Consider the following 23,800-nt stretch of genomic DNA (forward strand, 5'->3'; position numbering starts at 1 on the left):
TAACCTTACGATTCGTCCGCTCAGGTCCACTATGAAACACTCCCTGCCATGCCGGGCGTTACGCAAACGCCCCATGAAACTCGGCACTACCGTCATTCTGATGGTCAGCGCCGTTTTGTTTTCGGTGCTCGTTGTGGTCCATCTGATCTATTTTTCGCAAATCAGCAGCATGACGCGCGACGCGCTGGCAGATAAAGCGCTGGCGGTGGCGCGCTCGCTGGCGGACTCTCCGGCAATTCGCGAGGGGCTGAAAAAACCGCCTGCGGAAAGCGGCATTCAGACGCTCGCCGAAGCGGTGAGCCAGCATAATGGCTTTTTGTTTATTGTGGTGACCAACATGCAGGGCATCCGTTATTCGCACCCAGAAACGCAGCGAATCGGTCAACCGTTCAAAGGCGATGATATTCTGCTCGCGCTGCAGGGAAAGGAAAACGTTGCCATTAATCGCGGCTTTCTTGCCAAAGCGCTGCGCGTTTTCACACCGGTTTATGATGAACATCACCGGCAGATCGGCGTTGTAGCGATTGGCCTGGAACTCAGTCACGTTACGCAGCAGATCAACAATAGCCGCGGCAGTATTATCTGGTCCATTCTGTTCGGCGCTCTGGTGGGGTTAGTAGGCACGTATGCGCTGGTCAAGGTGCTAAAACGTATCCTGTTTGGCCTCGAACCCTATGAGATCTCAACCCTGTTTGAACAACGCCAGGCAATGCTGCAGTCAATCAAAGAGGGCGTTATCGCCGTGGATGATAGCGGCGAAGTCACGTTGATTAACCATGCGGCGCAAGCGCTGCTCGATTATCGAAAAACGCAGGATGACGCCAGATTATCCACCCTGAGTCATGCCTGGTCGCAGGTGGTGGACATTAGCGAAGTGTTGCGTGACGGTACGCCGCGCCGCGATGAAGAGATCATCGTCAAAGGCCGCCTGCTGCTGGTGAATACCGTTCCGGTGCGCAGCAACGGCGAAATTATCGGCGCGATATCCACCTTCAGGGATAAAACAGAAGTTCGCCAACTGATGCAGCGGTTGGACGGGATGGTGAACTACGCGGATGCGCTCCGTGAACGATCCCACGAATTCATGAACAAATTACATGTGATTCTGGGATTATTGCACCTGAAGAGTTATAAGCAGCTTGAAGCGTATATTATCAAGACGGCCAATAACTATCAGGAAGAGATCGGTTTGCTGCTGGGTAAAATAAAGTCGCCGATTATCGCTGGCTTTTTGCTCAGTAAGATTACTCGCGCCTCTGATTTCGGGCACAGCCTGGTGATAAGCAGCGACAGCCAGTTACCGGATAATAACAATGAAGATCAGGTTACGGTGCTGATTACGGCGCTGGGTAATTTGATTGAAAACGCGCTGGAAGCGTTGAGCCAGGAATCCGGCGGCGAAATCAGCATCTCGTTACACTACCGTCATGGCTGGCTGCATTGCGAAGTGAGCGATGACGGACCGGGTATCGAACCTGAGCGCATCGAGGCGATTTTTGAAAAAGGCGTCTCGTCGAAAGGCGCCGAACGCGGCGTCGGTTTAGCGCTGGTTAAACAGCAGGTTGAAGCGCTTGGCGGCGTAATTTCCGTGGAGTCCGAGCCTGGGATCTTCACACAATTTTTTGTACAGTTACCCTGGGATGGAAAAAGGACCAGCCTATGATCAATGTATTAATTGTCGATGACGATGCGATGGTCGCGGAGTTAAATCGCCGCTATGTCGCGCAAATCTCCGGTTTTCATTGTTGTGGAACCGCTTCGACGCTGGAAAAAGCGAAAGAGTTTATCTTCAACAGTGAAAATCACATTGACCTAATCCTGCTGGATATCTACATGCAGCAGGAAAACGGATTGGATCTGCTGCCTGTCCTGCACAGCGCAGGCTGCAAAAGCGACGTTATTGTCATTTCTTCTGCCGCTGACGCCGCCACCATTAAAGATTCGCTTCACTACGGCGTGGTGGATTATCTGATCAAGCCTTTTCAGGCCACGCGCTTTGAAGAAGCGCTGACCGGCTGGCTACGTAAGAAAACGGCGATGGAAAAACGCCAGTATTACGAACAGTCTGAGCTTGACCTGCTCATTCACGGTAATTCATCCAGCGAGCAGGAGCCTCGCCGGCTGCCAAAAGGGCTGACGCAGCAAACGCTACGCACCTTATGCCAGTGGATTGATGCGCATCAGGAGCAGGAATTTTCTACCGACGAGTTGGCCAACGAAGTGAATATCTCGCGCGTCTCCTGCCGTAAATATCTCATCTGGCTGGTGAATTGCCATATCTTGTTTACCAGTATTCATTACGGCGTGACCGGCAGGCCGGTTTACCGCTACCGCGTTCAGCCGGAACATTACTCTTTACTGAAACAATATTGTCAGTAAGGATACCGCATAAAGCCGACGCGAAGCGTTATATCCTGGTAACATTTATTATAACAATGCCAATAAAAACGCTATCACATTAATAACAAATCTGGGAAATTGTGTCAGATCAAATATACTCAACCCAGGCCTGTTAACGTTATTTTCTATTATTACAGCGCTCTGCGCTGTTTTTAATTTCAAAACGCTAACAAAAGTTAATTAAGTATTATCCCATGCCGAGAGTGTGTATTTTTATTAAAAAAGGGATTTGTCCGGAATTTTCCTGACACTTAAATAAAATTATGTTTGTAGCAATGGAGCTTGTGCTACGCCTATGGACAATACGTATATTGGTGAGCAGATACGCGTCTCCACACGCCATACTAATAATTTAAAAAAATGGCGTGACAATGATCACATAAGTCACATTCTGTTGGATTTATCTCGTGATTTACCTGATGGCGAGACACAAAAATTAAATAATAAACGCCTGTTTTTAAAACAGACAAATCATAATTTACTGCTCTCGCTGACTCCACCTGCCCATCGCCAGAGGGTGCTTCCCTCTGAACATCACCATCGCAAGAAAATAATTACTTAAAGCAACTCTGTAAAAACCTTAATCGTTAATCGTCGCCACTGGCGCATTGAATATTCGCCATTTCCTGATGCTCATTCACACAAATCAGAGGATGGCTGTGATCCATTTATCAAAATTGACTGGGTTTATCGCGAGGATAAATAAAAATGTTATTTAGTATACAGCTTCTCATAATATTAATATGTCTGTTTTATGGCGCCCGAAAGGGCGGGATCGCGCTCGGGTTGTTGGGCGGTATTGGTCTGGTCATTCTGGTGTTTGTTTTCCATCTCCAGCCAGGTAAACCGCCCGTTGACGTAATGCTGGTCATTATCGCGGTAGTCGCCGCGTCGGCAACGTTGCAGGCGTCAGGCGGGCTGGATGTGATGCTGCAGATTGCCGAAAAGCTGCTGCGTCGCAACCCCAAATACGTCTCTATTGTGGCGCCGTTCGTCACCTGTACCCTGACGATTCTGTGTGGGACAGGCCACGTGGTCTACACCATTTTGCCGATTATCTATGATGTGGCGATCAAGAATAATATCCGTCCGGAACGTCCAATGGCGGCTAGTTCTATCGGCGCGCAAATGGGCATCATCGCCAGTCCAGTTTCCGTCGCCGTTGTTTCTCTGGTAGCGATGCTGGGCAACGTGACATTTGACGGAAAACATCTGGAGTTCCTCGATCTGCTGTCGATCACCATCCCGTCTACCCTGCTCGGTATCCTGGCAATCGGTATTTTTAGTTGGTTCCGCGGTAAAGATTTGGATAAAGACGAAGCGTTTCAGAAATTTATTTCCGTACCGGAAAACCGTCAGTACGTGTACGGCGATACCGCGACGCTGCTGGATAAAAAACTGCCGAAAAGCAACTGGCTGGCGATGTGGATCTTCCTGGCGGCGATTGCCGTGGTCGCTCTCCTGGGCGCGGACTCCGACTTACGCCCAACCTTCGGCGGCAAACCGTTGTCGATGGTGCTGGTCATTCAGATGTTCATGCTGCTGACCGGGGCGCTCATTATCATCCTGACCAAAACCAATCCTGCGTCTATCTCAAAAAACGAAGTTTTTCGTTCCGGTATGATTGCGATTGTCGCGGTATACGGGATCGCCTGGATGGCGGAAACCATGTTCGGCGCGCATATGTCGGAAATTCAGGGCGTGCTGGGCGAAATGGTCAAAGAGTATCCGTGGGCCTACGCCATCGTTCTGCTGCTGGTCTCCAAGTTTGTTAACTCCCAGGCAGCGGCGCTGGCGGCGATTGTTCCCGTCGCGCTGGCTATCGGTGTCGATCCGGCGTATATCGTGGCCTCTGCGCCGGCATGTTATGGCTACTATATTCTGCCGACCTACCCAAGCGATCTGGCGGCGATTCAGTTTGACCGTTCCGGCACAACCCGTATTGGCCGCTTCGTCATTAACCACAGCTTCATTCTGCCGGGTTTGATTGGCGTGAGCGTCTCCTGCGTCTTTGGCTGGATCTTTGCCGCAATGTACGGATTCCTGTAATGGCCGCGCGCGCCGCCAAGTTATGCGCGGCGCGCGACTTAGAGTCTGGCCCATGAGGCTCTTAATACATTTTCTTACTATTAGGCTGGAAGCACATGTCGAAAAAAGAGTTTATCTATCAGGCGCCTTTCCCGATGGGAGAGGACAAAACAGAGTATTATCTGCTCACCTCCGATTATGTCAGCGTCAGTGAATTCAACGGAGAATCTATCCTCAACGTTGAGCCGCAGGCGTTAACGTTGCTGGCTCAGCAGGCCTTCCATGATGCGTCTTTTATGCTCCGTCCTGAACACCAGCAGCAAGTCGCCGCCATTCTCCATGACCCCGAAGCCAGCGAAAACGACAAATATGTGGCATTGCAATTCCTGAGAAACTCCGAGATCGCCGCCAAAGGCATTCTGCCGACCTGCCAGGATACCGGCACGGCGATTATCATGGGTAAAAAAGGCCAACGCGTCTGGACGGGCGGCGGCGATGAAGCCGCGCTCTCCAAAGGCGTGTTTAATACCTATATCGAAGATAACCTGCGCTACTCGCAGAACGCACCGCTGGATATGTACAAAGAGGTCAATACCGGCAGCAACCTGCCAGCGCAAATCGATCTCTATGCCGTCGATGGCGACGAGTACAAGTTCCTTTGCGTGGCGAAAGGCGGCGGTTCAGCAAACAAAACGTATCTCTATCAGGAGACCAAAGCGCTGCTCACCCCAGGCAAGCTGAAAAACTTCCTCGTTGAGAAAATGCGCACGCTGGGCACCGCGGCCTGTCCGCCATACCATATCGCCTTTGTCATTGGCGGCACCTCGGCGGAAAGCACGCTGAAAACCGTTAAACTCGCCAGCACCCACTATTACGACGCGCTGCCGACGGAAGGTAACGAGCACGGCCAGGCATTCCGCGATCTCCACCTGGAACAGGAACTGCTGGAAGAAGCGCAAAAACTTGGCCTCGGCGCCCAGTTCGGCGGGAAATATTTCGCCCACGATATTCGCGTAATTCGCCTGCCGCGTCACGGCGCTTCCTGTCCGGTGGGGATGGGCGTCTCCTGCTCGGCAGACCGTAACATCAAAGCGAAAATCAACCGCGAAGGCATCTGGATCGAAAAACTGGAACACAATCCGGGCCAGTATATTCCGCCAGCGCTGCGTCAGGCGGGCGAAGGCGACGCGGTGAAAGTCGATCTCAACCGTCCGATGAAAGAGATCCTCGCCCAGCTATCGCAGTACCCGGTCTCGACTCGCCTGTCGCTGACGGGCACCATTATCGTAGGTCGCGATATCGCCCACGCGAAGCTAAAAGAGCGTATTGAATCCGGCGAAGACCTGCCGCAGTATATTAAAGACCATCCCATCTATTACGCAGGTCCGGCAAAAACCCCGGCAGGTTATCCATCTGGCTCATTAGGCCCCACTACCGCAGGCCGAATGGACTCTTATGTCGATCTACTGCAATCCCACGGCGGCAGTATGATCATGCTGGCGAAAGGCAACCGTAGTCAGCAGGTCACGGATGCCTGTAAAAAACATGGCGGCTTTTATTTGGGCAGTATCGGCGGCCCGGCGGCGGTACTGGCACAGCAGAGCATTAAGCATCTGGAGTGCGTCGAGTATCCGGAACTCGGCATGGAAGCTATCTGGAAAATTGAAGTAGAAGATTTCCCGGCCTTTATCCTGGTGGATGACAAAGGCAACGATTTCTTCCAGCAGATTGTCAGCAAACAGTGCGCTAACTGCGCGAAATAACCTGGCAGGCCCGGCGTTCACCCGGGCCGCGTTATCGGTTAATTGCCGGATGGCGCTACGCTTATCCGGCCTGCACGAGAGACCATGCTCACGCTTTTACATCGCTGGTCGCTACCACAGAAATCGCCGGGCTATCCGGCTGTTCGACGAATGGCGGCGTTTTCCGGTATTTATCCAGCAGGTGGATCTGAATCTTGCGCAGCATATCGCCGTTCAAACGGTAGTAGCGGAAGTAGAGAACCAACGTCATCATGAAAAACAGTACCGGCAGGACAATCATAATAAACTGCATCCCCTGCAGGGTTTGCGCAGACTGCGCCACGTTCGGCGTGTAGCCAATCAGCCCCAGCACCAGAGCGATAAAGAACGCCGCAAACGCCGAGCCGCCCTTCACGACCATCGTCTGTACGGAATAAGCGATACTCTCGCAGCGAATATTGAGCTTAAATTCCCCATAATCGACCGTATCCGCCACCATGATCACCTGAAGCACCCAAAAGAGCGCGGTCCCGATATTCAGGAAAATACCCGCCGCCACGATTAAAGCGGCATTATGGACATCCGCCAACGCCATCGCGAAGAGCCCTGCGCAACTCAGAACGGGCATCACGGAGGCGCCCGCCCACAATATCCGCCGCGATAACATTTTCACCAGCCGGGGGAAGACAATCAGCGTCAGCAGATTCGCCGCGCCGGCGTAAGAAAGGTAATAGGGAAAAAGATCGGCATCGCCAATCACATAGGTGAAGTAGTAGATCGCAAAGCCATTGATAATATTGGAGGCAATGTTATACGCCAGCGCCATTCCCAACAGGCAAGAGAGCTGATCGTTTTTGTATATCAATCCAACGATCGTTTTTAACGTCAGATGTGGGCGGCCCGCCGTTACACCGTTGTCGGAGGAGTACACCTCATGTACGTTGCGTAATGTCACGATAGTCGAGGCGATAAAGAACGCAATCAGTACCAGCGTAAACATCTGAAAGCCGAACCCACGATCCGCTCCGCCAACGTAGTTCACAAACGGCAGCGTTATACCGGCAGTGACGAAGCCAGCCAGACTGGCGAAGAAACGCGGGAACGGCACCAGTTGTTCGCGTTCTCGCTTATCAAGCGTAATGGTCGGCACCAGCGACCAAAATGGGATATCCATAATGGTATACGTCATGCCCCACAGGATGTAGGTTACGCAGACAAATACAACCTGCGCGGTTCCCTCAAAAAGATGGGCGCTGAACAGCAGGAAAAGCACCAGCGAATTGGTTAAGGTGCCGATCAATATCCACGGCTTAAATTTCCCCCACCGCGAACGCGTGGCGTTGACAATCCATCCCATGATGGGATCGTTTATCGCATCCCAGATTCGCGCGACCAGAAAAAGGGTGCCGACGAGGCCGACCGAGAGTCCCACCACATCGGTGTAGTAATACATCAGGTACATATACACAATGCCGATGGCGAAATCCTTACCAAACGCACCGAACCCGTAACTCAGCTTTGTTGTCAGAGAGATGCTCATAGGGTACCGGGTCGCTGTTACCAGCGCCCGCCTTCTGTTAGTAGAGGTTAAACGCCGGATCTGCCGTCCAGCGCGGCTGGAGATTAACGGCGTAACCAGGCCGGAAGCCAGTCGCCATGCGCGGCGATCAGATCGTCAACCAACGCATAGATTTCTTCGATACCCAGCACCGCTGCGGTATGAGGGTCCATCATCACCGCGTGATACACGCGATCGCGGTTTTCCGTGAGGATGGCTTCGGTCAACAGCGTTTGCACGTTGATGTTGGTCTGCATCATCGCCGCCAGATGAGAAGGGATCGTCCCCACCTTCGTCGGTTGAATGCCGTTGGCATCCACCAGACAAGCCACTTCCACGCAGCTTCCCTGCGGCAGGTTATCAATCAGCCCCTCATTACGCACATTGCCGTAAATCACGCTCGGCTCGCCGGTCCACAGAGCGTTCATAATGGTGCTGGCGTACTCGCGGGACGGTTTGATGTCGATACGCTCGGCGGTTTTATACTCCTCCAGCTCTTTATGCCAGTTCGCCAGTTGTTCTACGCAGCGTTTCGGATATTCATCCAGCGGCACCTTGTAGCGCGCAATCAGATCCTCGCGTCCCGGTTTAATAAACCACGGCGTGTACTCGGCAAAATGCTCTGATGACTCGGTGACGAAGTAGCCCAACTTTTTGAACATCTCGTAGCGCACAATGTTCTGGCAGCGTTCATTGCCGTGAATATTGGGCTTCGGCGCCTGTCCGGCGTCATAGGCCGCCAGCAATTCAGGATAGAGATCGACATAAGTCCCGTCAGCCGTTTTGCGCTCCAGTTCGAGGTAAAACGCCATGTGGTTAATGCCGGCGCAGCGGTAGCGCAGCGAGGCGGGATCGATATTCAGGTCGCGCGCCAGTTCTTCCGCCGTTCCCTGTACCGAATGGCACAGGCCGACCTGTTTGATATGCGGATAGCGGGCATACATAGCCCAGGTGTTCATCGCCATCGGGTTGACATAATTGAGCATGGTGGCCTTCGGACAGACTTCCGTCATGTCTTCGCAAATCCGCCACAGATGCGGGATGGTCCGCAGCGCGCGCATAATGCCGCCCGGCCCCAGCGTATCGGCGATCGTCTGTTCCAGGCCATGACGCTTACAAACCTCAAAATCGGTCACGGTGCAGGGTTCGTAGCCGCCAATCTGAAAGGCGACCACCACGAAATCCGCATCCTGTAGCGCCGCTTTCTGGTTGGTATGGCAGGTAATCCGGCCAGAAGCGCCCGCTGAGTCCATCAGTTTCCGTACCACAATGTGCGACTCTTCCAGCCGGGTTTCGTCAATATCCATCAGGGCGACATGCGCTGATTTTAGCGCCTCGCGGTGAAACACATCGCCGAGGATATTTTTGACGAAAATCGTAGAACCTGCGCCGATAAAGGTAATTTTGGGTGCCGTCATCATGACTCTCCAGAACAGTAGTGAACACCTTCATGGTGGCACGCGTTCCCGGTGAAAACCTCCGTCTTCCCCGATGAGCATTCCCGAAAACTCAGATCGTATGCTGACGCGCGGGAGATCTGAGTTTTTGGGACAAAATGGCGTAAAAAGCAGAGTATTCGGCCTGAAAGTCAGGCTACGCTCTACAATATCGACGGATTCTGTGTCCGGATTCCCGGTTTCCTCCCGGCTAAAGGGGCATAATTCTGATAATTCAGGAAATGGAGTGACGATGAGTACGCAAGCAATATCCCTCCTCCCGCCCGACCCGCACATGTGCAACGGCGATGAAAAGCAAACCCGTAGCCCGCTGTCGCTCTATTCCGAATATCAACGACTGGACGTTGAGCTGAGGCCACCGCACAGAATGGCCAGCAGTCACTGGCATGGGCAAGTAGAAGTGAATGTTCCGTTTGACGGCGATGTGGAGTATTTAATCAACAATGAAGTCGTGCAGATAAAGCAGGGACATATCACCCTGTTTTGGGCCTGTACGCCACACCAGCTTACCCGCCCCGGCAACTGCCGCCAGATGGCGATTTTCAGTTTGCCGATGCACCTGTTTCTCTCCTGGCCGCTGGATCGCGATCTTATCAACCACGTCACGCACGGGATGGTGGTTAAATCACTGGCGACCCAGCAGCTTAGCACCTTTGAAGTGTTGCGCTGGCAGCAGGAAACAAGCAGCCCGAATGAGCAAATTCGCCAGTTGGCGATCGATGAAATCGGCCTGATGCTTAAACGCTTTAGCCTTTCCGGCTGGCAGCCTATTTTGCTCAATAAAACATCACGCACCCACAAGAATAGCGTCTCACGCCATGCGCAGTTTTACGTAAGCCAGATGCTGGGATTTATTGCCGATAACTACGATCAGGCGCTCACCATTAACGACGTCGCGGAGCATGTCAAACTCAATGCTAATTACGCGATGGGAATATTCCAGCGGGTTATGCAATTGACGATGAAGCAGTACATCACGGCGATGCGCATCAATCACGTACGTGCCTTATTGAGCGATACTGACAAAACGATCCTCGATGTCGCTCTGACTGCCGGGTTCCGATCCAGCAGCCGTTTTTACAGTACTTTTAGCAAATTTGTCGGCATGTCTCCGCAACAATACCGCAAGCTAAGCCAGCAACGACGCCAGACGATGCCCGGCTAAAGCCGGATACCACTATCAGCCAAAAAAATAATTCACCTGTCGATAAACGGCAGGTGAAATCGCTCGATATCAATAATTAACCCATTGTTTATTAAACAATAATATCAATAACTGACCATTATTCCATCACTTTACACCCCCTATTTGACGGGGTAATACTTGCCCACGTCACATTCATACGGCGGGTCGGCAAGGCGTAAATTGCACGGCCTCCACAACCGGGTAAAAGATGATGAAAGTATTAATTGTTGAAAGTGAGTTTCTGCATCAGGACACCTGGGTTGGCAACGCGGTTGAGCGTCTGGCGGATGCCTTGAGCCAACAAAATGTTACCGTCATTAAATCGACATCCTTCGATGACGGCTATGCCATCTTGTCCGCGAACGAAGCCATTGACTGTCTGATGTTTAGCTACCAAATGGAACAACCGGATGAGCACCTGAGCGTCAGGCAATTGATCGGTAAGCTTCACGAGCGTCAGCAAAACGTGCCCGTTTTCCTGTTAGGCGACAGGGAAAAAGCGACGGCATCGCTGGACCGCGACCTGCTGGAGCTTGTCGATGAATTCGCCTGGATTCTGGAAGACACCGCTGACTTTATCGCCGGACGCGCTGTTGCCGCCATGACCCGGTATCGCCAGCAACTGTTACCGCCGCTGTTTAACGCGTTGATGAAATACAGCGACATTCATGAATATTCATGGGCGGCGCCGGGACACCAGGGCGGCGTCGGTTTCACTAAAACGCCTGCCGGTCGCTTTTATCACGATTATTATGGCGAAAACCTGTTCCGCAGCGATATGGGGATTGAGCGTACCACGCTCGGTTCACTCCTCGACCATACCGGCGCGTTTGGCGAAAGCGAGAAAAACGCCGCCCGCGTATTCGGTGCTGACCGCTCCTGGTCCGTGGTTGTCGGGACCTCCGGTTCTAACCGTACTATTATGCAGGCCTGTATGACGGATAATGATGTCGTTGTACTGGATCGTAACTGCCATAAATCCATCGAGCAGGGGCTGATCCTCACTGGGGCCAAACCGGTATATATGGTGCCAAGCCGTAACCGTTACGGCATTATCGGGCCAATCTACCCGCAGGAAATGCAGCCTGAAACCTTGCAGAAAAAAATCAGCGCCAGCCCGCTGACCAAAACCAAAGCCGGACAGAAACCGTCTTACAGCGTGGTGACCAACTGTACCTATGACGGCGTATGCTATAACGCCAAAGAGGCGCAGGATCTGCTGGCAAAAACCAGCGATCGCATTCACTTCGACGAAGCATGGTACGGCTATGCGCGCTTCAACCCGATTTATTGCGATCACTACGCGATGCGCGGCGAGCCAGGCGACCATAACGGTCCGACCGTGTTTGCCACCCACTCCACGCACAAACTACTGAATGCGCTTTCACAAGCTTCCTACATTCATGTCCGTGAAGGCCGTGGCGCGGTGAATTTCTCCCGCTTCAACCAGGCATATATGATGCATGCCACCACCTCTCCGTTATATGCCATCTGCGCATCCAACGATGTGGCGGTATCGATGATGGACGGTAACAGCGGCCTGTCCCTGACTCAAGAGGTGATTGACGAAGCGGTTGATTTCCGTCAGGCGATGGCGCGTCTTTATAAAGAGTTTACCGATGAAGGCGACTGGTTCTTTAAACCGTGGAATAAAGACGTCGTCACCGATCCACAAACCGGTAAAACGTATGACTTCGCCGACGCGCCGGCAAAACTGCTGGCAACCGACCAGAACTGCTGGGTCATGCGCCCCGGGGAAACCTGGCACGGCTTTAAAGACCTGCCGGATAACTGGAGTATGCTGGACCCGATTAAAGTCAGTATTCTGGCGCCGGGTATGGGCGACGATGGCGAACTGGAAGCATCCGGCGTACCTGCTGCGCTGGTCACAGCATGGCTTGGCCGCCACGGTATCGTGCCGACCCGCACCACCGACTTTCAGATTATGTTCCTGTTCTCCATGGGGGTCACTCGCGGGAAATGGGGAACGCTGATCAACACGCTGTGTTCCTTCAAACATCATTACGACGCGAATACGCCGCTGGCGCAGGTGATGCCGGAACTGGTGCAGGATTATCCTGACACTTACGCGAACATGGGTATTCATGACCTGGGCGATAAAATGTTTGCCTGGCTACGTGAAAATAACCCGGGCGCCCGTCTCAACGCCGCCTATTCCACCCTGCCGGTTGCGGAGATTACCCCGCGCGACGCCTACAACGCGATTGTGAACAACAATATTGAAATGGTGGCGATTGAAAATCTACCGGGTCGCATCGCGGCGAACTCCGTTATTCCTTACCCGCCAGGAATCCCGATGCTGCTCTCCGGCGAAAACTTTGGCGATGAAAACAGTCCGCAGGTGGGTTACTTACGCTCACTGCAATCCTGGGATCATCACTTCCCTGGCTTTGAGCATGAAACCGAAGGCACGGAAATTATTGATGGCGTATATCACGTTATGTGCGTGAAAGCCTAATCACAAAGAGTCTTTTTTTTGAGGATGGCATGTATTCCCTGAGTATTGCTGCAAAACAATAATACTGTCATACCTTTTTGCGCGGGCCCCATCCCGCGCTTTTTTTATACAAAAATGACAAGTTGCCACTCGCGTACAACTTTTTGTACACCCTAATTCATCGTACAAATATTGTAATATTATTCAGGAAAGTTATTTTAGTGCAGTTTCAATTCATCACACAATTGACTCAGTCCCCGTTATCTCTCCCGTTTGGCGAGATCCGGTATTTTATGTTCATATTCCAGGAGTTCGGGTATGAGGATTTGCAGCAACGAACCTTGCATAGTGTTATTAACCGAAAAAGATACATGGTTACGAGTAAATGGTAAGGAGCCAATCAGTTTAAAAGCGAATCATATGGCCATTCTGGCTTGTGAAAATAACGTTATTGACATTTCATCATTAAATAGCGTGCTAGTAATACAAGTGAGTCGCAATAATATTAAAGACTATTTACAATTCCTGAATAAAGATCTCTCACACCTTCCCGTCTGGCAACGCAACGCCGATCCCTTATTGACCGCCAACTGTCTGACGCCGGATATCTTCAGGGTCGCTGCCCGCTACAGCGCGATGGAAACACCGGATGAAATTGTTAGTGAACGTACCCGTGCGCTCCTTTTCACCGTTTTATCCCGCTTTCTTGACCACAAAAAATTTATTTCTTTGTTAATGCACATGCTGCGCAGCCGCATCAGTGACAGCGTTTACCACATCATTCAGAGCGATATTCATAAAGACTGGAATCTGAGCGCCGTTGCCAGTTGCCTGTGCCTGAGTCCAAGCTTGTTAAAGAAAAAGCTCAAAAACGAGAATACCAGTTATAGCCAAATAATCACGACCTGCCGAATGCGTTATGCCGTAAACCAATTATTAATGGACGGAAAGAATATCTCTCAAGTCTCACAGCTGTGTGGGTATAACAGCACATCGTACTTTATTTCCGTGTTTAAAGAGTTTTATGGTATGACCCCCCTGCATTATGTTAGCCAACATCGGGAACGATCGGCTGCCTAATTTTTCTACACTCAACGATAAGACACGATAATAACAGCATTGGCGATAACCCGTCTCCGACATAATTCAGCGGCATTCTGAGGGGGTATGATACGACGTAATTTATCGTAACGAAGTCACCTTTTCAGGAGTCCAAATTATGTCTTCGGATGCTGATGCTCACAAAGTGGGCCTAATCCCCGTCACCTTAATGGTATCGGGGAATATTATGGGTTCAGGGGTATTCTTACTCCCTGCCAACCTGGCGGCCACTGGCGGGATTGCAATCTACGGATGGCTGGTCACTATCATCGGCGCCCTGGCGCTGTCGATGGTTTATGCCAAAATGTCGTCCTTAGATCCCAGTCCCGGCGGTTCCTATGCCTACGCACGTCGCTGCTTCGGGCCGTTTTTGGGCTATCAAACGAACGTGCTGTACTGGCTGGCATGCTGGATCGGTAATATCGCGATGGTCGTTATCGGCGTCGGCTATCTGAGCTATTTCTTCCCGATTCTGAAAGATCCGCTGGTATTAACGCTTACCTGCGTCGCGGTGCTGTGGATTTTTGTTCTGCTGAACATCGTCGGGCCGAAAATGATTACCCGCGTACAGGCCGTCGCCACCGTACTGGCGCTGGTGCCTATCGTAGGGATTGCGGTCTTCGGCTGGTTCTGGTTTAAAGGCGAAACCTATATGGCGGCCTGGAACGTGAGCGGCATGAATACCTTCGGCGCGATTCAAAGCACGTTGAACGTTACGCTGTGGTCATTCATCGGGGTAGAAAGCGCCTCCGTTGCGGCCGGTGTGGTCAAAAACCCGAAACGCAACGTGCCTATCGCCACCATCGGCGGGGTACTGATCGCCGCCGTCTGCTATGTACTCTCCACAACGGCGATTATGGGGATGATCCCCAACGCAGCGCTGCGTGTGTCGGCATCGCCTTTCGGTGACGCGGCGCGTATGGCGCTGGGCGATACCGCAGGGGCTATTGTTTCCTTCTGTGCGGCAGCAGGTTGCCTGGGCTCTCTCGGCGGCTGGACGCTGCTTGCCGGTCAAACCGCAAAAGCGGCGGCGGACGATGGTCTCTTCCCGCCAATCTTCGCACGGGTTAATAAAGCCGGTACGCCAGTGGCTGGGTTGCTTATCGTCGGCGTGCTGATGACTATCTTCCAGTTCAGCAGTATGTCGCCGAACGCCGCGAAAGAGTTTGGTCTGGTCTCCTCCGTGTCGGTTATCTTCACCCTGGTGCCTTATCTTTACACCTGTGCCGCGCTGTTGCTGTTAGGCCACGGTCACTTTGGTAAAGCGCGCCCGCTGTATCTGCTGATTACCTTCGTCGCGTTTGTGTATTGCATCTGGGCGGTCATCGGTTCCGGCGCCAAAGAAGTGATGTGGTCGTTCGTCACGTTGATGGTGATCACCGCGCTGTATGCGTTGAATTACAACCGCATTCACAAAAACCCGTATCCGCTGGATGCGCCGGTTAAACAGGATTGACCACGTGTAGTTAATGTTATCGCAACAGGCCGGATAGCGCAGGTTATCCGGCCGCCACCAACATTAAGTTCTTAAGGTTCACTTAATTTTACTTTGTCACGATTAGCGTCACCGAATCGATGGACGCATCAACATGTTAAAGCGCTTTCTTAAAAGACCTGTTCTTGGGCAAATCGCCTGGCTTCTGCTTTTTTCCTTTTATATTGCCGTCTGCCTGAACATTGCGTTCTACAAGCAGGTACTACAAGACCTACCGTTAAACTCGCTGCGCAATGTGCTGGTGTTTATTTCCATGCCGGTCGTCGCGTTTAGCGTGGTCAATAGTGTGCTGACGCTGGCCTCATTTATTTGGCTAAACCGACTGCTGGCCTGCGTTTTTATTCTGGTCGGCGCTGCCGCGCAGTATTTTATTTTGACTTACGGCATCATCATCGATCGCTCCATGATCGCCAATATGATGGATACCACGCCTGCGGAAACCTTTGCGCTGATGACGCCGAGAATGGTGCTGACGCTGGGATTAAGCGGCGTTCTGGCAGCCGTGATTGCCTTCTGGGTCAAAATCCGCCCGGCGACGCCGCGCTTACGTAGCGGGCTTTACCGCCTGGCCAGCATCCTGATCTCTATTTTATTAGTTATTCTGGTCGCCGCCTTTTTCTATAAAGATTACGCCTCGCTATTTCGAAATAATAAACAGTTGATCAAAGCGTTAAGCCCATCGAACAGTATTGTCGCCAGTTGGTCATGGTATTCGCATCAACGGCTGGCGAATTTGCCGCTGGTACGCATTGGCGAGGATGCCCATCGCAATCCATTAATGCTGAAAGGTGATCGCAAAAACCTGACGATTCTTATCGTTGGCGAAACCTCGCGCGGCGATGATTTCTCTCTTGGCGGCTATCCGCGCGACACCAATCCGCGGCTGGCGAAAGACGATGTAATCTATTTCCCGCATACCACCTCTTGCGGTACGGCGACCGCGATCTCCGTTCCCTGCATGTTTTCTGATATGCCGCGCAAACATTATGACGAAGAGCTGGCGCATCACCAGGAAGGGCTGCTGGATATTATCCAGCGCGCGGGGATTAACGTACTGTGGAATGATAATGACGGCGGCTGTAAAGGCGCATGCGATCGCGTTCCGCATCAAAATGTCACCGAGCTAAACCTGCCCGGACAATGTATCGACGGCGAGTGCTACGATGAGGTGTTATTTCACGGTCTGGAAGACTATATCGACCATTTGAAAGGCGATGGCGTTATTGTACTACATACCATCGGCAGCCACGGCCCAACCTATTACAACCGTTATCCACCGCAGTTTAAAAAATTTACCCCAACCTGTGACACTAACGAAATTCAGAACTGTTCCCAACAGCAGTTGATCAACACCTATGATAATACCGTGCTGTACGTGGACTATATTGTAGATAAAGCCATTAACCTGCTGAAATCTCATCAGGATAAATTCACAACCAGCCTGGTGTATCTTTCCGATCACGGCGAATCATTGGGTGAAAATGGCGTTTATTTACACGGTCTGCCGTATTCCATTGCGCCGGATACGCAAAAACATGTCCCGATGCTCATTTGGCTTTCTAAAGATTATCAACAGCGTTATCAGGTGGATCAGGCCTGCCTGCAAAAACGGGCGAGCACGCTGGATTATTCACAGGACAATCTTTTCTCAACCATGCTGGGATTAACCGGCGTACAAACGACGTATTACCAGGCCGCAGATGATATTCTGCAACCGTGCAGGAGACTAAGCGAATGAAGATACTGATTGTTGAAGACGACACGCTATTATTACAGGGGTTAATACTCGCCGCGCAAACCGAAGGCTATGCGTGTGATGGCGTTTCGACAGCGCGTGCCGCCGAGCATAGTCTGGAGTCTGGTCATTACAGTCTGATGGTGCTGGATTTAGGGCTGCCCGATGAGGATGGCCTGCATTTCCTGACGCGAATCCGACAGAAAAAATATACTCTGCCGGTACTCATTCTGACCGCCCGCGATACGCTCAACGATCGCATTAGCGGGCTGGATGTCGGCGCAGATGATTATCTGGTAAAACCCTTCGCCCTGGAGGAGTTGCACGCCCGCATCCGCGCGCTGCTGCGCCGCCATAATAACCAGGGTGAAAGTGAACTGACGGTTGGCAATCTGACGCTCAATATAGGCCGCCATCAGGCATGGAGGGATGGACAGGAACTGACCCTGACGCCTAAGGAGTACGCGTTGCTCTCACGGTTGATGCTCAAGGCAGGCAGTCCGGTGCACCGGGAAATTCTTTATAACGATATCTACAACTGGGATAACGAACCCTCGACCAACACTCTGGAAGTGCATATACATAATTTGCGCGACAAAGTCGGCAAGTCGCGCATTCGCACGGTTCGCGGGTTTGGCTACATGCTGGTTGCCACTGAGGAAAGCTAAGTGAGCCTGATGCGTTTTCAGCGAAGAGCGATGACCCTTCGCCAGCGTTTAACTCTGACAATTGGTCTTATTCTGCTGGTGTTCCAGCTAATCAGTACCTTCTGGTTATGGCATGAAAGCACTGAGCAAATCCAACTGTTCGAGCAGGCGCTGCGGGATAATCGCAACAACGATCGCCATATCATGCACGAAATTCGCGAGGCGGTCGCCAGCCTGATCGTCCCCAGCATATTTATGGTTAGCCTGACGCTGCTGGTTTGCTACCAGGCGGTACGGCGTATTACCCGCCCACTCGCCGAACTGCAAAAAGAGCTGGAAGCGCGGACGGCGGATAATCTGACGCCGATCGCCATTCACAGCTCCACGCTTGAGATTGAGTCCGTCGTCTCGGCGATCAATCAACTGGTTACGCGTTTGACCACCACGCTCGACAATGAACGCCTTTTTACCGCCGATGTGGCCCATGAGCTACGCACGCCGCTGTCGGGGGTGCGTTTGCATCTGGAATTATTGTCAAAAACCCACAATGTTGATGTCGCGCCGCTTATCGCCCGTCTTGACCAGATGATGGATAGCGTCTCCCAGCTTCTGCAACTGGCGCGCGTGGGCCAGTCATTCTCTTCCGGGAATTATCAGGAAGTAAAACTGCTGGAAGATGTGATCCTCCCCTCCTACGATGAGCTGAACACCATGCTGGAAACGCGTCAGCAAACTCTGTTGCTGCCGGAAAGCGCGGCGGACGTGGTGGTGCGCGGTGACGCGACGTTACTGCGTATGCTGCTGCGAAATCTGGTGGAAAACGCGCATCGCTATAGCCCTGAAGGAACCCATATCACTATCCACATTAGCGCCGACCCCGACGCTATTATGGCGGTCGAAGACGAGGGGCCGGGTATTGATGAAAGCAAATGCGGGAAGCTAAGCGAAGCGTTCGTGCGGATGGACAGCCGTTATGGCGGAATTGGCCTGGGGCTGAGTATCGTCAGCCGCATCACCCAGCTACATCAGGGACAGTTTTTCCTGCAAAACCGTACAGAAAGAACAGGCACCCGTGCCTGGGTGCTGTTGAAAAAGGCATAACAGGCGTTTAATACGTCGTGACCCACACATAGATAAAACTGCTGACAATCAGCACACTACACAGGGTCGTCAAACTTTTATAAATATAGCTTTTCATGACGCTCTCCTCCAAAGGTATGGAGGAGAGTATGCCCGCGAGAGATTAAGCGAACCTTAAGCGCGAAATTTATTCATCGATGCGCGGATGTTGCTGTACCAGACGCGAACGTTTGACCTGCAGCTCCGCGATTTCCTGATCGATGTCGTCGATTTTCTGCTCAATATTATCGTAATGCTCGCCCAGAATTTCCTTCGCTTCCTGGATGTCCGACGCCGCTGGCGTTGCGCCTTTTAACGGACGATTGGCCGTCTCTTTCATGGAAATACCGGTAATCAAGCCTATCACCGCGATGACCATCAAATAATACGCCGGCATCATCAGATCCTGCGAGCTTTCCACCAGCCAGGCCGCCAGCGTTGGCGTCAGACCGGCAATCAATACAGAGATATTAAAAGCCGCCGCCAGCGCGCTGTAACGAATATGCGTCGGAAACATCGCCGGCAATGTCGAGGCCATCACCCCGGTAAAGCAGTTCAGAATCACCGCCAGCATCAACAAACCGGCAAAAATCAGGCCAATAACGTTACTGTTAATCAGGATGAAGGCCGGGATCGCCAGCGCAAACAGCGCAATGCTGCCCATAATCACAAATGGACGTCGACCGAAACGGTCGCTCAGCAGCCCCATCACCGGCTGCACAAACAGCATCCCGATCATAATGGCGATGATAATCAACACGCCGTGATCTTCAGAATAGTGCAGGTTATGCGACAGGTAGCTCGGCATGTAGGTGAGCAGCATGTAGTAGGTCACGTTGGTGGCAATCACCAGACCGATACATGACAACAGGCTACGCCAGTGTTTGGTGGCAATCTCTTTAAAGGAGACTTTCGGCCCATCCTGCAACCCTTCGCGGTCGCCCTGCTCCAGTTTATCCACGTGCTGCTGAAACGCTGGCGTCTCTTCCAGCGCATGGCGTAAGTAGAGACCAATAATTCCCAATGGCAGGGCGATAAAGAACGGAATACGCCAGCCCCACTCCAGGAAATTCTCCTCGCCGACAATCGTTGAGATTAAGACCACCACGCCCGCGCCCAGCACGAACCCGGCGATGGAACCAAAATCCAGCCAGCTTCCCATAAATCCGCGTTTACGATCCGGCGAATATTCCGCGACAAAGATCGACGCGCCGGTATATTCCCCGCCAACCGAGAAGCCCTGCGCCATTTTACACAGCAACAACAGTATTGGCGCCCAGATACCGATCGTCGCGTAAGAGGGGATTAACCCGATACAGAAGGTACTGATCGACATAATCACAATCGTGATCGCCAGGATCTTCTGGCGCCCGTATTTATCGCCGAGCATACCAAAGAATAACCCGCCGAGCGGACGAATCAGGAAGGGAACGGAAAACGTGGCCAGCGCGGCAATCATCTGGACGCTGGGATCGGCGCCGGGGAAAAAGACTTTACCCAACGCGTAGGCAACAAATCCATAAACACCAAAATCAAACCACTCCATCGCGTTGCCCAGCGAGGCGGCGGTAATCGCTTTGCGAAGTTTACCATCATCAATGATGGTCACATCGCCCAGTGTAATCGGTTTTATTTTTTTCCTTTTCAGCATAGCTGTCCTCATAGGCTAAGCCCTGTAGCGCTATATACGGCGGGCACTGGCATACCGCGCCAGCGTCGCCGTCGAGCGGAGGGAGGGGCGCGAACGCTATCCCTCATACAAGCGTAGCAGGTTTACTTACACTGTCCGGTTACGGACTGTACAACCGAACCTGTTGACGCCTGAATGGGCAGTTAATGACCTTTTTACCCTAACAGGGTTTAAATATGTGATCAACTTCACACATATATGTCAATTCGGTCAAAAGGTGTAAATAAGGACGCCCTAATGCGCTGTGGTGACAGTAAAAAAGCGGTTATTCGAGTGTAAACCATTGCTGACTGTCGTTGCGCTGACCCTTTTATAAAAGCGGCAATAGTCCCGACAACGCTAAGGATTTTGTGTATAATTGCGGCCTTTTTCGGCGATCTGCCATTTTTGGGCGCGTTTGCCCCCGCTGACTTTTTGAGGATACCAACATGTCATTACCCCACTGCCCGCAATGTAACTCCGAATATACCTACGAAGATAACGGCATGTTCATCTGCCCGGAATGCGCTCACGAATGGAACGATGCGGAACCCGCTCAGGAGAGCGATGAGCTGATTGTCAAAGACGCCAACGGCAACCTGCTGGCGGACGGCGATAGCGTCACCATCGTGAAAGATCTGAAAGTAAAAGGCAGCTCTTCCATGCTGAAAATCGGCACCAAAGTGAAGAACATTCGTCTGGTTGAAGGCGACCATAACATCGACTGCAAAATCGATGGTTTTGGCCCGATGAAACTGAAATCCGAGTTCGTGAAAAAGAACTGATTTACCGTGTCATTGCCCGGTAGCGCCTCGCTTACCGGGCCTGAGCGGCCCTGCCACCGGCAATATTGTGCCAATTTCGAACTACACTTAACGAGCATCTCTTACCTGAGGTAACCATCATGCCGTTAAGTCCCTATCTCTCTTTTGCCGGCAACTGTGCCGACGCCATCGCGTATTATCAACAAACGTTAGGCGCAGAACTGCTTTATAAACTCAGCTTCGGTGAAATGCCCCCCTCGGCGGCGGATAACGAAGAGGGCTGCCCGTCAGGAATGCGCTTTCCCGATACTGCTATCGCCCACGCCAACATGCGCATTGCCGGCAGCGATATCATGATGAGTGATGCCAGCGCGTCGGGAACGGCGCATTATTCCGGCTTTACGCTGGTGCTTGATACCCAGGATGTAGCAGAAGGGAAGCGCTGGTTTGATAACCTTGCCGCACAAGGGCAAATCGAAATGGACTGGCAGGAGACCTTCTGGGCGCAGGGTTTCGGCAAGGTCAGCGATCGTTTCGGTGTGCCGTGGATGATTAACGTGGTTAAACATCAGCCTGCCACCTAACTCCCCGGGAGGCTCGCCCTCCCCCTTGCCATCAGATTGAGCTTTGGCTGCACGTTATCCGCCGTTTAACTGCCATAGAATAAATAATGACGGTAGTTTGTTACAGTCTGTCGAAAGATGGTTGATCCTGATGAAGCGTCGGGAGGACATTATGCCAGTCTGTGAATTACGCCACGCGACAACAGAGGATACCGATTCTGTTTACGCGCTTATCTGTGAGTTACTTAAAGATGAGCTTGATTATCAGGCTTTCAGGGATGGGTTCGCCGCTAATTTACTGGACCCCAACTTTCATTATCGTTTAGCGCTGCGCAACGGAGAGGTAGTCGGCATGATCAGCCTGCATATGCAGTTTCATCTCCATCATGCCAACTGGATTGGCGAAATTCAGGAGCTGGTGGTATTACCGCAGATGCGGGGACAAAAAGTTGGCAGTCAGCTTCTGGCCTGGGCAGAAGAAGAAGCACGTCAGGCGGGCGCCGAGCTAACGGAGCTTTCCACAAATATTAAACGCCGCGATGCACACCGTTTTTATCTTCGCGAAGGTTACAAGCAAAGTCATTTTCGGTTCACGAAAGCATTGTGATCTGGCAGCCGTCATCGGGAGATAAGACATAACGTAATCAACCGTCACCGGGTGAAGTAGCGGAGCCATCTTAATTCTACTGTCGGCAAGCCTGGATAAAGATTAAACGGGCTGACTCGCTTCTTTAACAAAAATGGCCCTTTTAAGTTGTAGAAATGTAAATTTATTGTCAACGAACTACACTTTTCTCTTTGGCATCACCGGGAGGGTTGCCTGAAAATCCCGGGATGAGGTTTTCTTAGAAGGACAGTGACGTTATGTTCGCAGCAATCATTATCGGTATTTTTATTATCAGCGTCATTTATGCGCATTCACGCGGGGTGGAAAAACAAAAGCTTTCCCGTCAGCTCTTTGACCACTCGACGTTTATGGCGCCGATCAATATGTTCATGACTCGCTTCTCAACGTTACCGGCAAAGCAGCCGTACTTTGATACCACGGCATTTCCAGAGCTGCAGAAGCTGACGGAAAACTGGCAGGTGATTCGTGAAGAGGCGCTACGGCTTCAGCATCACATAAAAGCCGCGCAGGCCAATAACGACGCCGGATTCAACACCTTTTTCAAGCGCGGCTGGAAACGGTTTTACCTTAAATGGTATTCCGATGCCCACCCGTCGGCGGAAACGTTATGCCCGATAACGACAAAGCTGGTCAACAGCATCCCCTCTATCAAAGCGGCGATGTTCGCCGAGTTGCCTCCCGGGGCCTATCTGGGAAAACATCGCGACCCCTATGCCGGTTCAGTACGTTACCATCTTGGATTAAGCACACCGAATGATGACCGCTGTTTTATTGAAGTTGATCGACAGCGCCATAGCTGGCGCGACGGCGAAGCCGTCATCTTCGACGAAACCTACGTTCATTGGGCGGAAAATAAAACTGAGCAGACACGTATTATCCTCTTTTGCGATATTGAGCGCCCAATGAAATGGCGCTGGGCGCAGAGCGTAAACCACTGGGTCGGCGCATCGTTGATGTCCGCCGCCAGTTCGCCAAACGACGAGAACGATCGTACCGGTGCGATTAATCGCATCTTTAAATACGTTCACGCAGCACGCGATGCCGGGCAACGGCTGAAAAAGAAAAACCGCACTCTCTATTACGCGCTGAAATATCTCGTTATTGCCGCTATTTTTGCCGCGATAATCCTTTTCAGCCTCCTCTGAAGCCGGGCCGCGGTATGGAACTGCCTGCCGCGGCCCGTTCTATCCTGGCGTTAGTCTCAACGCGTTCCCTGGCCTTGAGTCTATCCATCCCCATCCGGACAATTT

At 51.9% G+C, this 23,800-nt stretch carries 20 protein-coding genes; 16 read left to right on the top strand and 4 right to left on the bottom strand.

The genetic code is table 11. The annotated features are described in order from the left end of the window. Nucleotides 1-31: 31 nt before the first annotated feature. The 5 genes from ACLJRE_RS16325 to fumA all read left to right on the top strand — a co-directional run bounded on the left by ACLJRE_RS16325 (nt 32) and on the right by fumA (nt 6,191). On the top strand, nt 32-1,663 hold the full coding sequence (locus tag ACLJRE_RS16325; protein WP_023212838.1) for a sensor histidine kinase: 1,632 nt from the start codon (nt 32-34) through the stop codon (nt 1,661-1,663). Continuing rightward, nucleotides 1,660-2,379 carry a two-component system response regulator DcuR gene (gene dcuR, locus ACLJRE_RS16330; protein WP_000611307.1) on the top strand — a complete coding sequence of 240 codons (720 nt, stop codon included), beginning with the start codon at nt 1,660-1,662 and terminating at the stop codon, nt 2,377-2,379. The genes ACLJRE_RS16325 and dcuR overlap by 4 nt, the downstream gene beginning before the upstream one ends. A 316-nt stretch (nt 2,380-2,695) precedes the next feature. After that, complete coding sequence (locus tag ACLJRE_RS16335) at nt 2,696-2,962, top strand: hypothetical protein (protein WP_001642024.1); 267 nt, start codon at nt 2,696-2,698, stop codon at nt 2,960-2,962. A gap of 146 nt (nt 2,963-3,108) precedes the next feature. Continuing rightward, nucleotides 3,109-4,449: an anaerobic C4-dicarboxylate transporter DcuB gene (dcuB, locus tag ACLJRE_RS16340; protein ID WP_000899149.1), complete on the top strand. Its 1,341-nt coding sequence runs from the start codon at nt 3,109-3,111 to the stop codon at nt 4,447-4,449. Nucleotides 4,450-4,544: 95 nt separating this feature from the next. After that, entirely contained in the window at nt 4,545-6,191 is a 1,647-nt protein-coding gene (fumA, locus tag ACLJRE_RS16345; protein WP_000037190.1) for a class I fumarate hydratase FumA, read from the top strand. A gap of 88 nt (nt 6,192-6,279) precedes the next feature. Here the strand turns inward: fumA and melB are convergent, their stop codons facing one another. Continuing rightward, nucleotides 6,280-7,710, bottom strand: coding sequence for a melibiose:sodium transporter MelB (melB, locus tag ACLJRE_RS16350; protein WP_000028070.1), 1,431 nt, complete (start codon nt 7,708-7,710; stop codon nt 6,280-6,282). Between the two features lie 83 nt (nt 7,711-7,793). Beyond that, nucleotides 7,794-9,149: an alpha-galactosidase gene (melA, locus tag ACLJRE_RS16355; protein WP_023212841.1), complete on the bottom strand. Its 1,356-nt coding sequence runs from the start codon at nt 9,147-9,149 to the stop codon at nt 7,794-7,796. Nucleotides 9,150-9,417: 268 nt separating this feature from the next. Between melA and melR the strand changes: the two genes are divergently transcribed. The 7 genes from melR to pmrB all read left to right on the top strand — a co-directional run bounded on the left by melR (nt 9,418) and on the right by pmrB (nt 18,908). Then, nucleotides 9,418-10,350, top strand: coding sequence for a transcriptional regulator MelR (gene melR / locus ACLJRE_RS16360; RefSeq protein ID WP_000106992.1), 933 nt, complete (start codon nt 9,418-9,420; stop codon nt 10,348-10,350). A 232-nt stretch (nt 10,351-10,582) separates the two neighbouring features. Then, on the top strand, nt 10,583-12,850 hold the full coding sequence (gene adiA, locus ACLJRE_RS16365) for an arginine decarboxylase (RefSeq protein ID WP_001542850.1): 2,268 nt from the start codon (nt 10,583-10,585) through the stop codon (nt 12,848-12,850). Between the two features lie 297 nt (nt 12,851-13,147). Next, complete coding sequence (locus ACLJRE_RS16370; protein WP_001217075.1) at nt 13,148-13,909, top strand: AraC family transcriptional regulator; 762 nt, start codon at nt 13,148-13,150, stop codon at nt 13,907-13,909. A 139-nt stretch (nt 13,910-14,048) separates the two neighbouring features. Next, nucleotides 14,049-15,386: an arginine/agmatine antiporter gene (adiC, locus tag ACLJRE_RS16375; RefSeq protein ID WP_000093130.1), complete on the top strand. Its 1,338-nt coding sequence runs from the start codon at nt 14,049-14,051 to the stop codon at nt 15,384-15,386. A 133-nt stretch (nt 15,387-15,519) separates the two neighbouring features. Continuing rightward, the gene (gene eptA / locus ACLJRE_RS16380; protein WP_000919298.1) at nt 15,520-17,163 is read left to right on the top strand and encodes a phosphoethanolamine transferase EptA; all 1,644 of its coding nucleotides are present in this window, start codon (nt 15,520-15,522) and stop codon (nt 17,161-17,163) included. Further along, nucleotides 17,160-17,828, top strand: a complete 669-nt coding sequence (pmrA, locus tag ACLJRE_RS16385; protein ID WP_000697894.1) for a two-component system response regulator PmrA — start codon at nt 17,160-17,162, stop codon at nt 17,826-17,828. The genes eptA and pmrA overlap by 4 nt, the downstream gene beginning before the upstream one ends. A 9-nt stretch (nt 17,829-17,837) precedes the next feature. Next, entirely contained in the window at nt 17,838-18,908 is a 1,071-nt protein-coding gene (pmrB, locus tag ACLJRE_RS16390) for a two-component system sensor histidine kinase PmrB (protein WP_071777313.1), read from the top strand. Between the two features lie 7 nt (nt 18,909-18,915). Here the strand turns inward: pmrB and pmrR are convergent, their stop codons facing one another. Both pmrR and proP read right to left on the bottom strand, forming a co-directional pair. After that, nucleotides 18,916-19,005, bottom strand: a complete 90-nt coding sequence (pmrR, locus tag ACLJRE_RS16395) for an LpxT activity modulator PmrR (RefSeq protein ID WP_000844399.1) — start codon at nt 19,003-19,005, stop codon at nt 18,916-18,918. 69 nt (nt 19,006-19,074) lie between these two features. Then, nucleotides 19,075-20,577 carry a glycine betaine/L-proline transporter ProP gene (gene proP, locus ACLJRE_RS16400; RefSeq protein WP_000919710.1) on the bottom strand — a complete coding sequence of 501 codons (1,503 nt, stop codon included), beginning with the start codon at nt 20,575-20,577 and terminating at the stop codon, nt 19,075-19,077. A gap of 467 nt (nt 20,578-21,044) precedes the next feature. Between proP and ACLJRE_RS16405 the strand changes: the two genes are divergently transcribed. From ACLJRE_RS16405 to lpxO, 4 genes are all read left to right on the top strand, one after another. Beyond that, the gene (locus tag ACLJRE_RS16405; RefSeq protein ID WP_000056482.1) at nt 21,045-21,380 is read left to right on the top strand and encodes a zinc ribbon domain-containing protein YjdM; all 336 of its coding nucleotides are present in this window, start codon (nt 21,045-21,047) and stop codon (nt 21,378-21,380) included. A 119-nt stretch (nt 21,381-21,499) separates the two neighbouring features. After that, nucleotides 21,500-21,943, top strand: coding sequence for a VOC family metalloprotein YjdN (yjdN, locus tag ACLJRE_RS16410; RefSeq protein ID WP_001131301.1), 444 nt, complete (start codon nt 21,500-21,502; stop codon nt 21,941-21,943). A 151-nt stretch (nt 21,944-22,094) separates the two neighbouring features. After that, the gene (gene phnO, locus ACLJRE_RS16415) at nt 22,095-22,529 is read left to right on the top strand and encodes an aminoalkylphosphonate N-acetyltransferase (RefSeq protein WP_001527229.1); all 435 of its coding nucleotides are present in this window, start codon (nt 22,095-22,097) and stop codon (nt 22,527-22,529) included. 257 nt (nt 22,530-22,786) lie between these two features. Beyond that, nucleotides 22,787-23,695, top strand: a complete 909-nt coding sequence (gene lpxO, locus ACLJRE_RS16420) for a lipid A hydroxylase LpxO (protein WP_000457029.1) — start codon at nt 22,787-22,789, stop codon at nt 23,693-23,695. Nucleotides 23,696-23,800 lie beyond the last annotated feature (105 nt).

It is taken from the genome of Salmonella sp. SAL04157, assembly GCF_046551635.1.
Classification (GTDB): domain Bacteria; phylum Pseudomonadota; class Gammaproteobacteria; order Enterobacterales; family Enterobacteriaceae; genus Salmonella; species Salmonella enterica.

Excerpts from the sequence above, each read along its gene's own strand:
- ACLJRE_RS16325 (WP_023212838.1), top strand. The coding sequence starts at position 32 with ATGAAACACTCCCTGCCATGCCGGGCGTTACGCAAACGCCCCATGAAA.
- dcuR (WP_000611307.1), top strand. The coding sequence starts at position 1,660 with ATGATCAATGTATTAATTGTCGATGACGATGCGATGGTCGCGGAGTTA.
- ACLJRE_RS16335 (WP_001642024.1), top strand. The coding sequence starts at position 2,696 with ATGGACAATACGTATATTGGTGAGCAGATACGCGTCTCCACACGCCAT.
- dcuB (WP_000899149.1), top strand. The coding sequence starts at position 3,109 with ATGTTATTTAGTATACAGCTTCTCATAATATTAATATGTCTGTTTTAT.
- fumA (WP_000037190.1), top strand. The coding sequence starts at position 4,545 with ATGTCGAAAAAAGAGTTTATCTATCAGGCGCCTTTCCCGATGGGAGAG.
- melB (WP_000028070.1), bottom strand. The coding sequence starts at position 7,710 with ATGAGCATCTCTCTGACAACAAAGCTGAGTTACGGGTTCGGTGCGTTT.
- melA (WP_023212841.1), bottom strand. The coding sequence starts at position 9,149 with ATGATGACGGCACCCAAAATTACCTTTATCGGCGCAGGTTCTACGATT.
- melR (WP_000106992.1), top strand. The coding sequence starts at position 9,418 with ATGAGTACGCAAGCAATATCCCTCCTCCCGCCCGACCCGCACATGTGC.
- adiA (WP_001542850.1), top strand. The coding sequence starts at position 10,583 with ATGAAAGTATTAATTGTTGAAAGTGAGTTTCTGCATCAGGACACCTGG.
- ACLJRE_RS16370 (WP_001217075.1), top strand. The coding sequence starts at position 13,148 with ATGAGGATTTGCAGCAACGAACCTTGCATAGTGTTATTAACCGAAAAA.
- adiC (WP_000093130.1), top strand. The coding sequence starts at position 14,049 with ATGTCTTCGGATGCTGATGCTCACAAAGTGGGCCTAATCCCCGTCACC.
- eptA (WP_000919298.1), top strand. The coding sequence starts at position 15,520 with ATGTTAAAGCGCTTTCTTAAAAGACCTGTTCTTGGGCAAATCGCCTGG.
- pmrA (WP_000697894.1), top strand. The coding sequence starts at position 17,160 with ATGAAGATACTGATTGTTGAAGACGACACGCTATTATTACAGGGGTTA.
- pmrB (WP_071777313.1), top strand. The coding sequence starts at position 17,838 with ATGCGTTTTCAGCGAAGAGCGATGACCCTTCGCCAGCGTTTAACTCTG.
- pmrR (WP_000844399.1), bottom strand. The coding sequence starts at position 19,005 with ATGAAAAGCTATATTTATAAAAGTTTGACGACCCTGTGTAGTGTGCTG.
- proP (WP_000919710.1), bottom strand. The coding sequence starts at position 20,577 with ATGCTGAAAAGGAAAAAAATAAAACCGATTACACTGGGCGATGTGACC.
- ACLJRE_RS16405 (WP_000056482.1), top strand. The coding sequence starts at position 21,045 with ATGTCATTACCCCACTGCCCGCAATGTAACTCCGAATATACCTACGAA.
- yjdN (WP_001131301.1), top strand. The coding sequence starts at position 21,500 with ATGCCGTTAAGTCCCTATCTCTCTTTTGCCGGCAACTGTGCCGACGCC.
- phnO (WP_001527229.1), top strand. The coding sequence starts at position 22,095 with ATGCCAGTCTGTGAATTACGCCACGCGACAACAGAGGATACCGATTCT.
- lpxO (WP_000457029.1), top strand. The coding sequence starts at position 22,787 with ATGTTCGCAGCAATCATTATCGGTATTTTTATTATCAGCGTCATTTAT.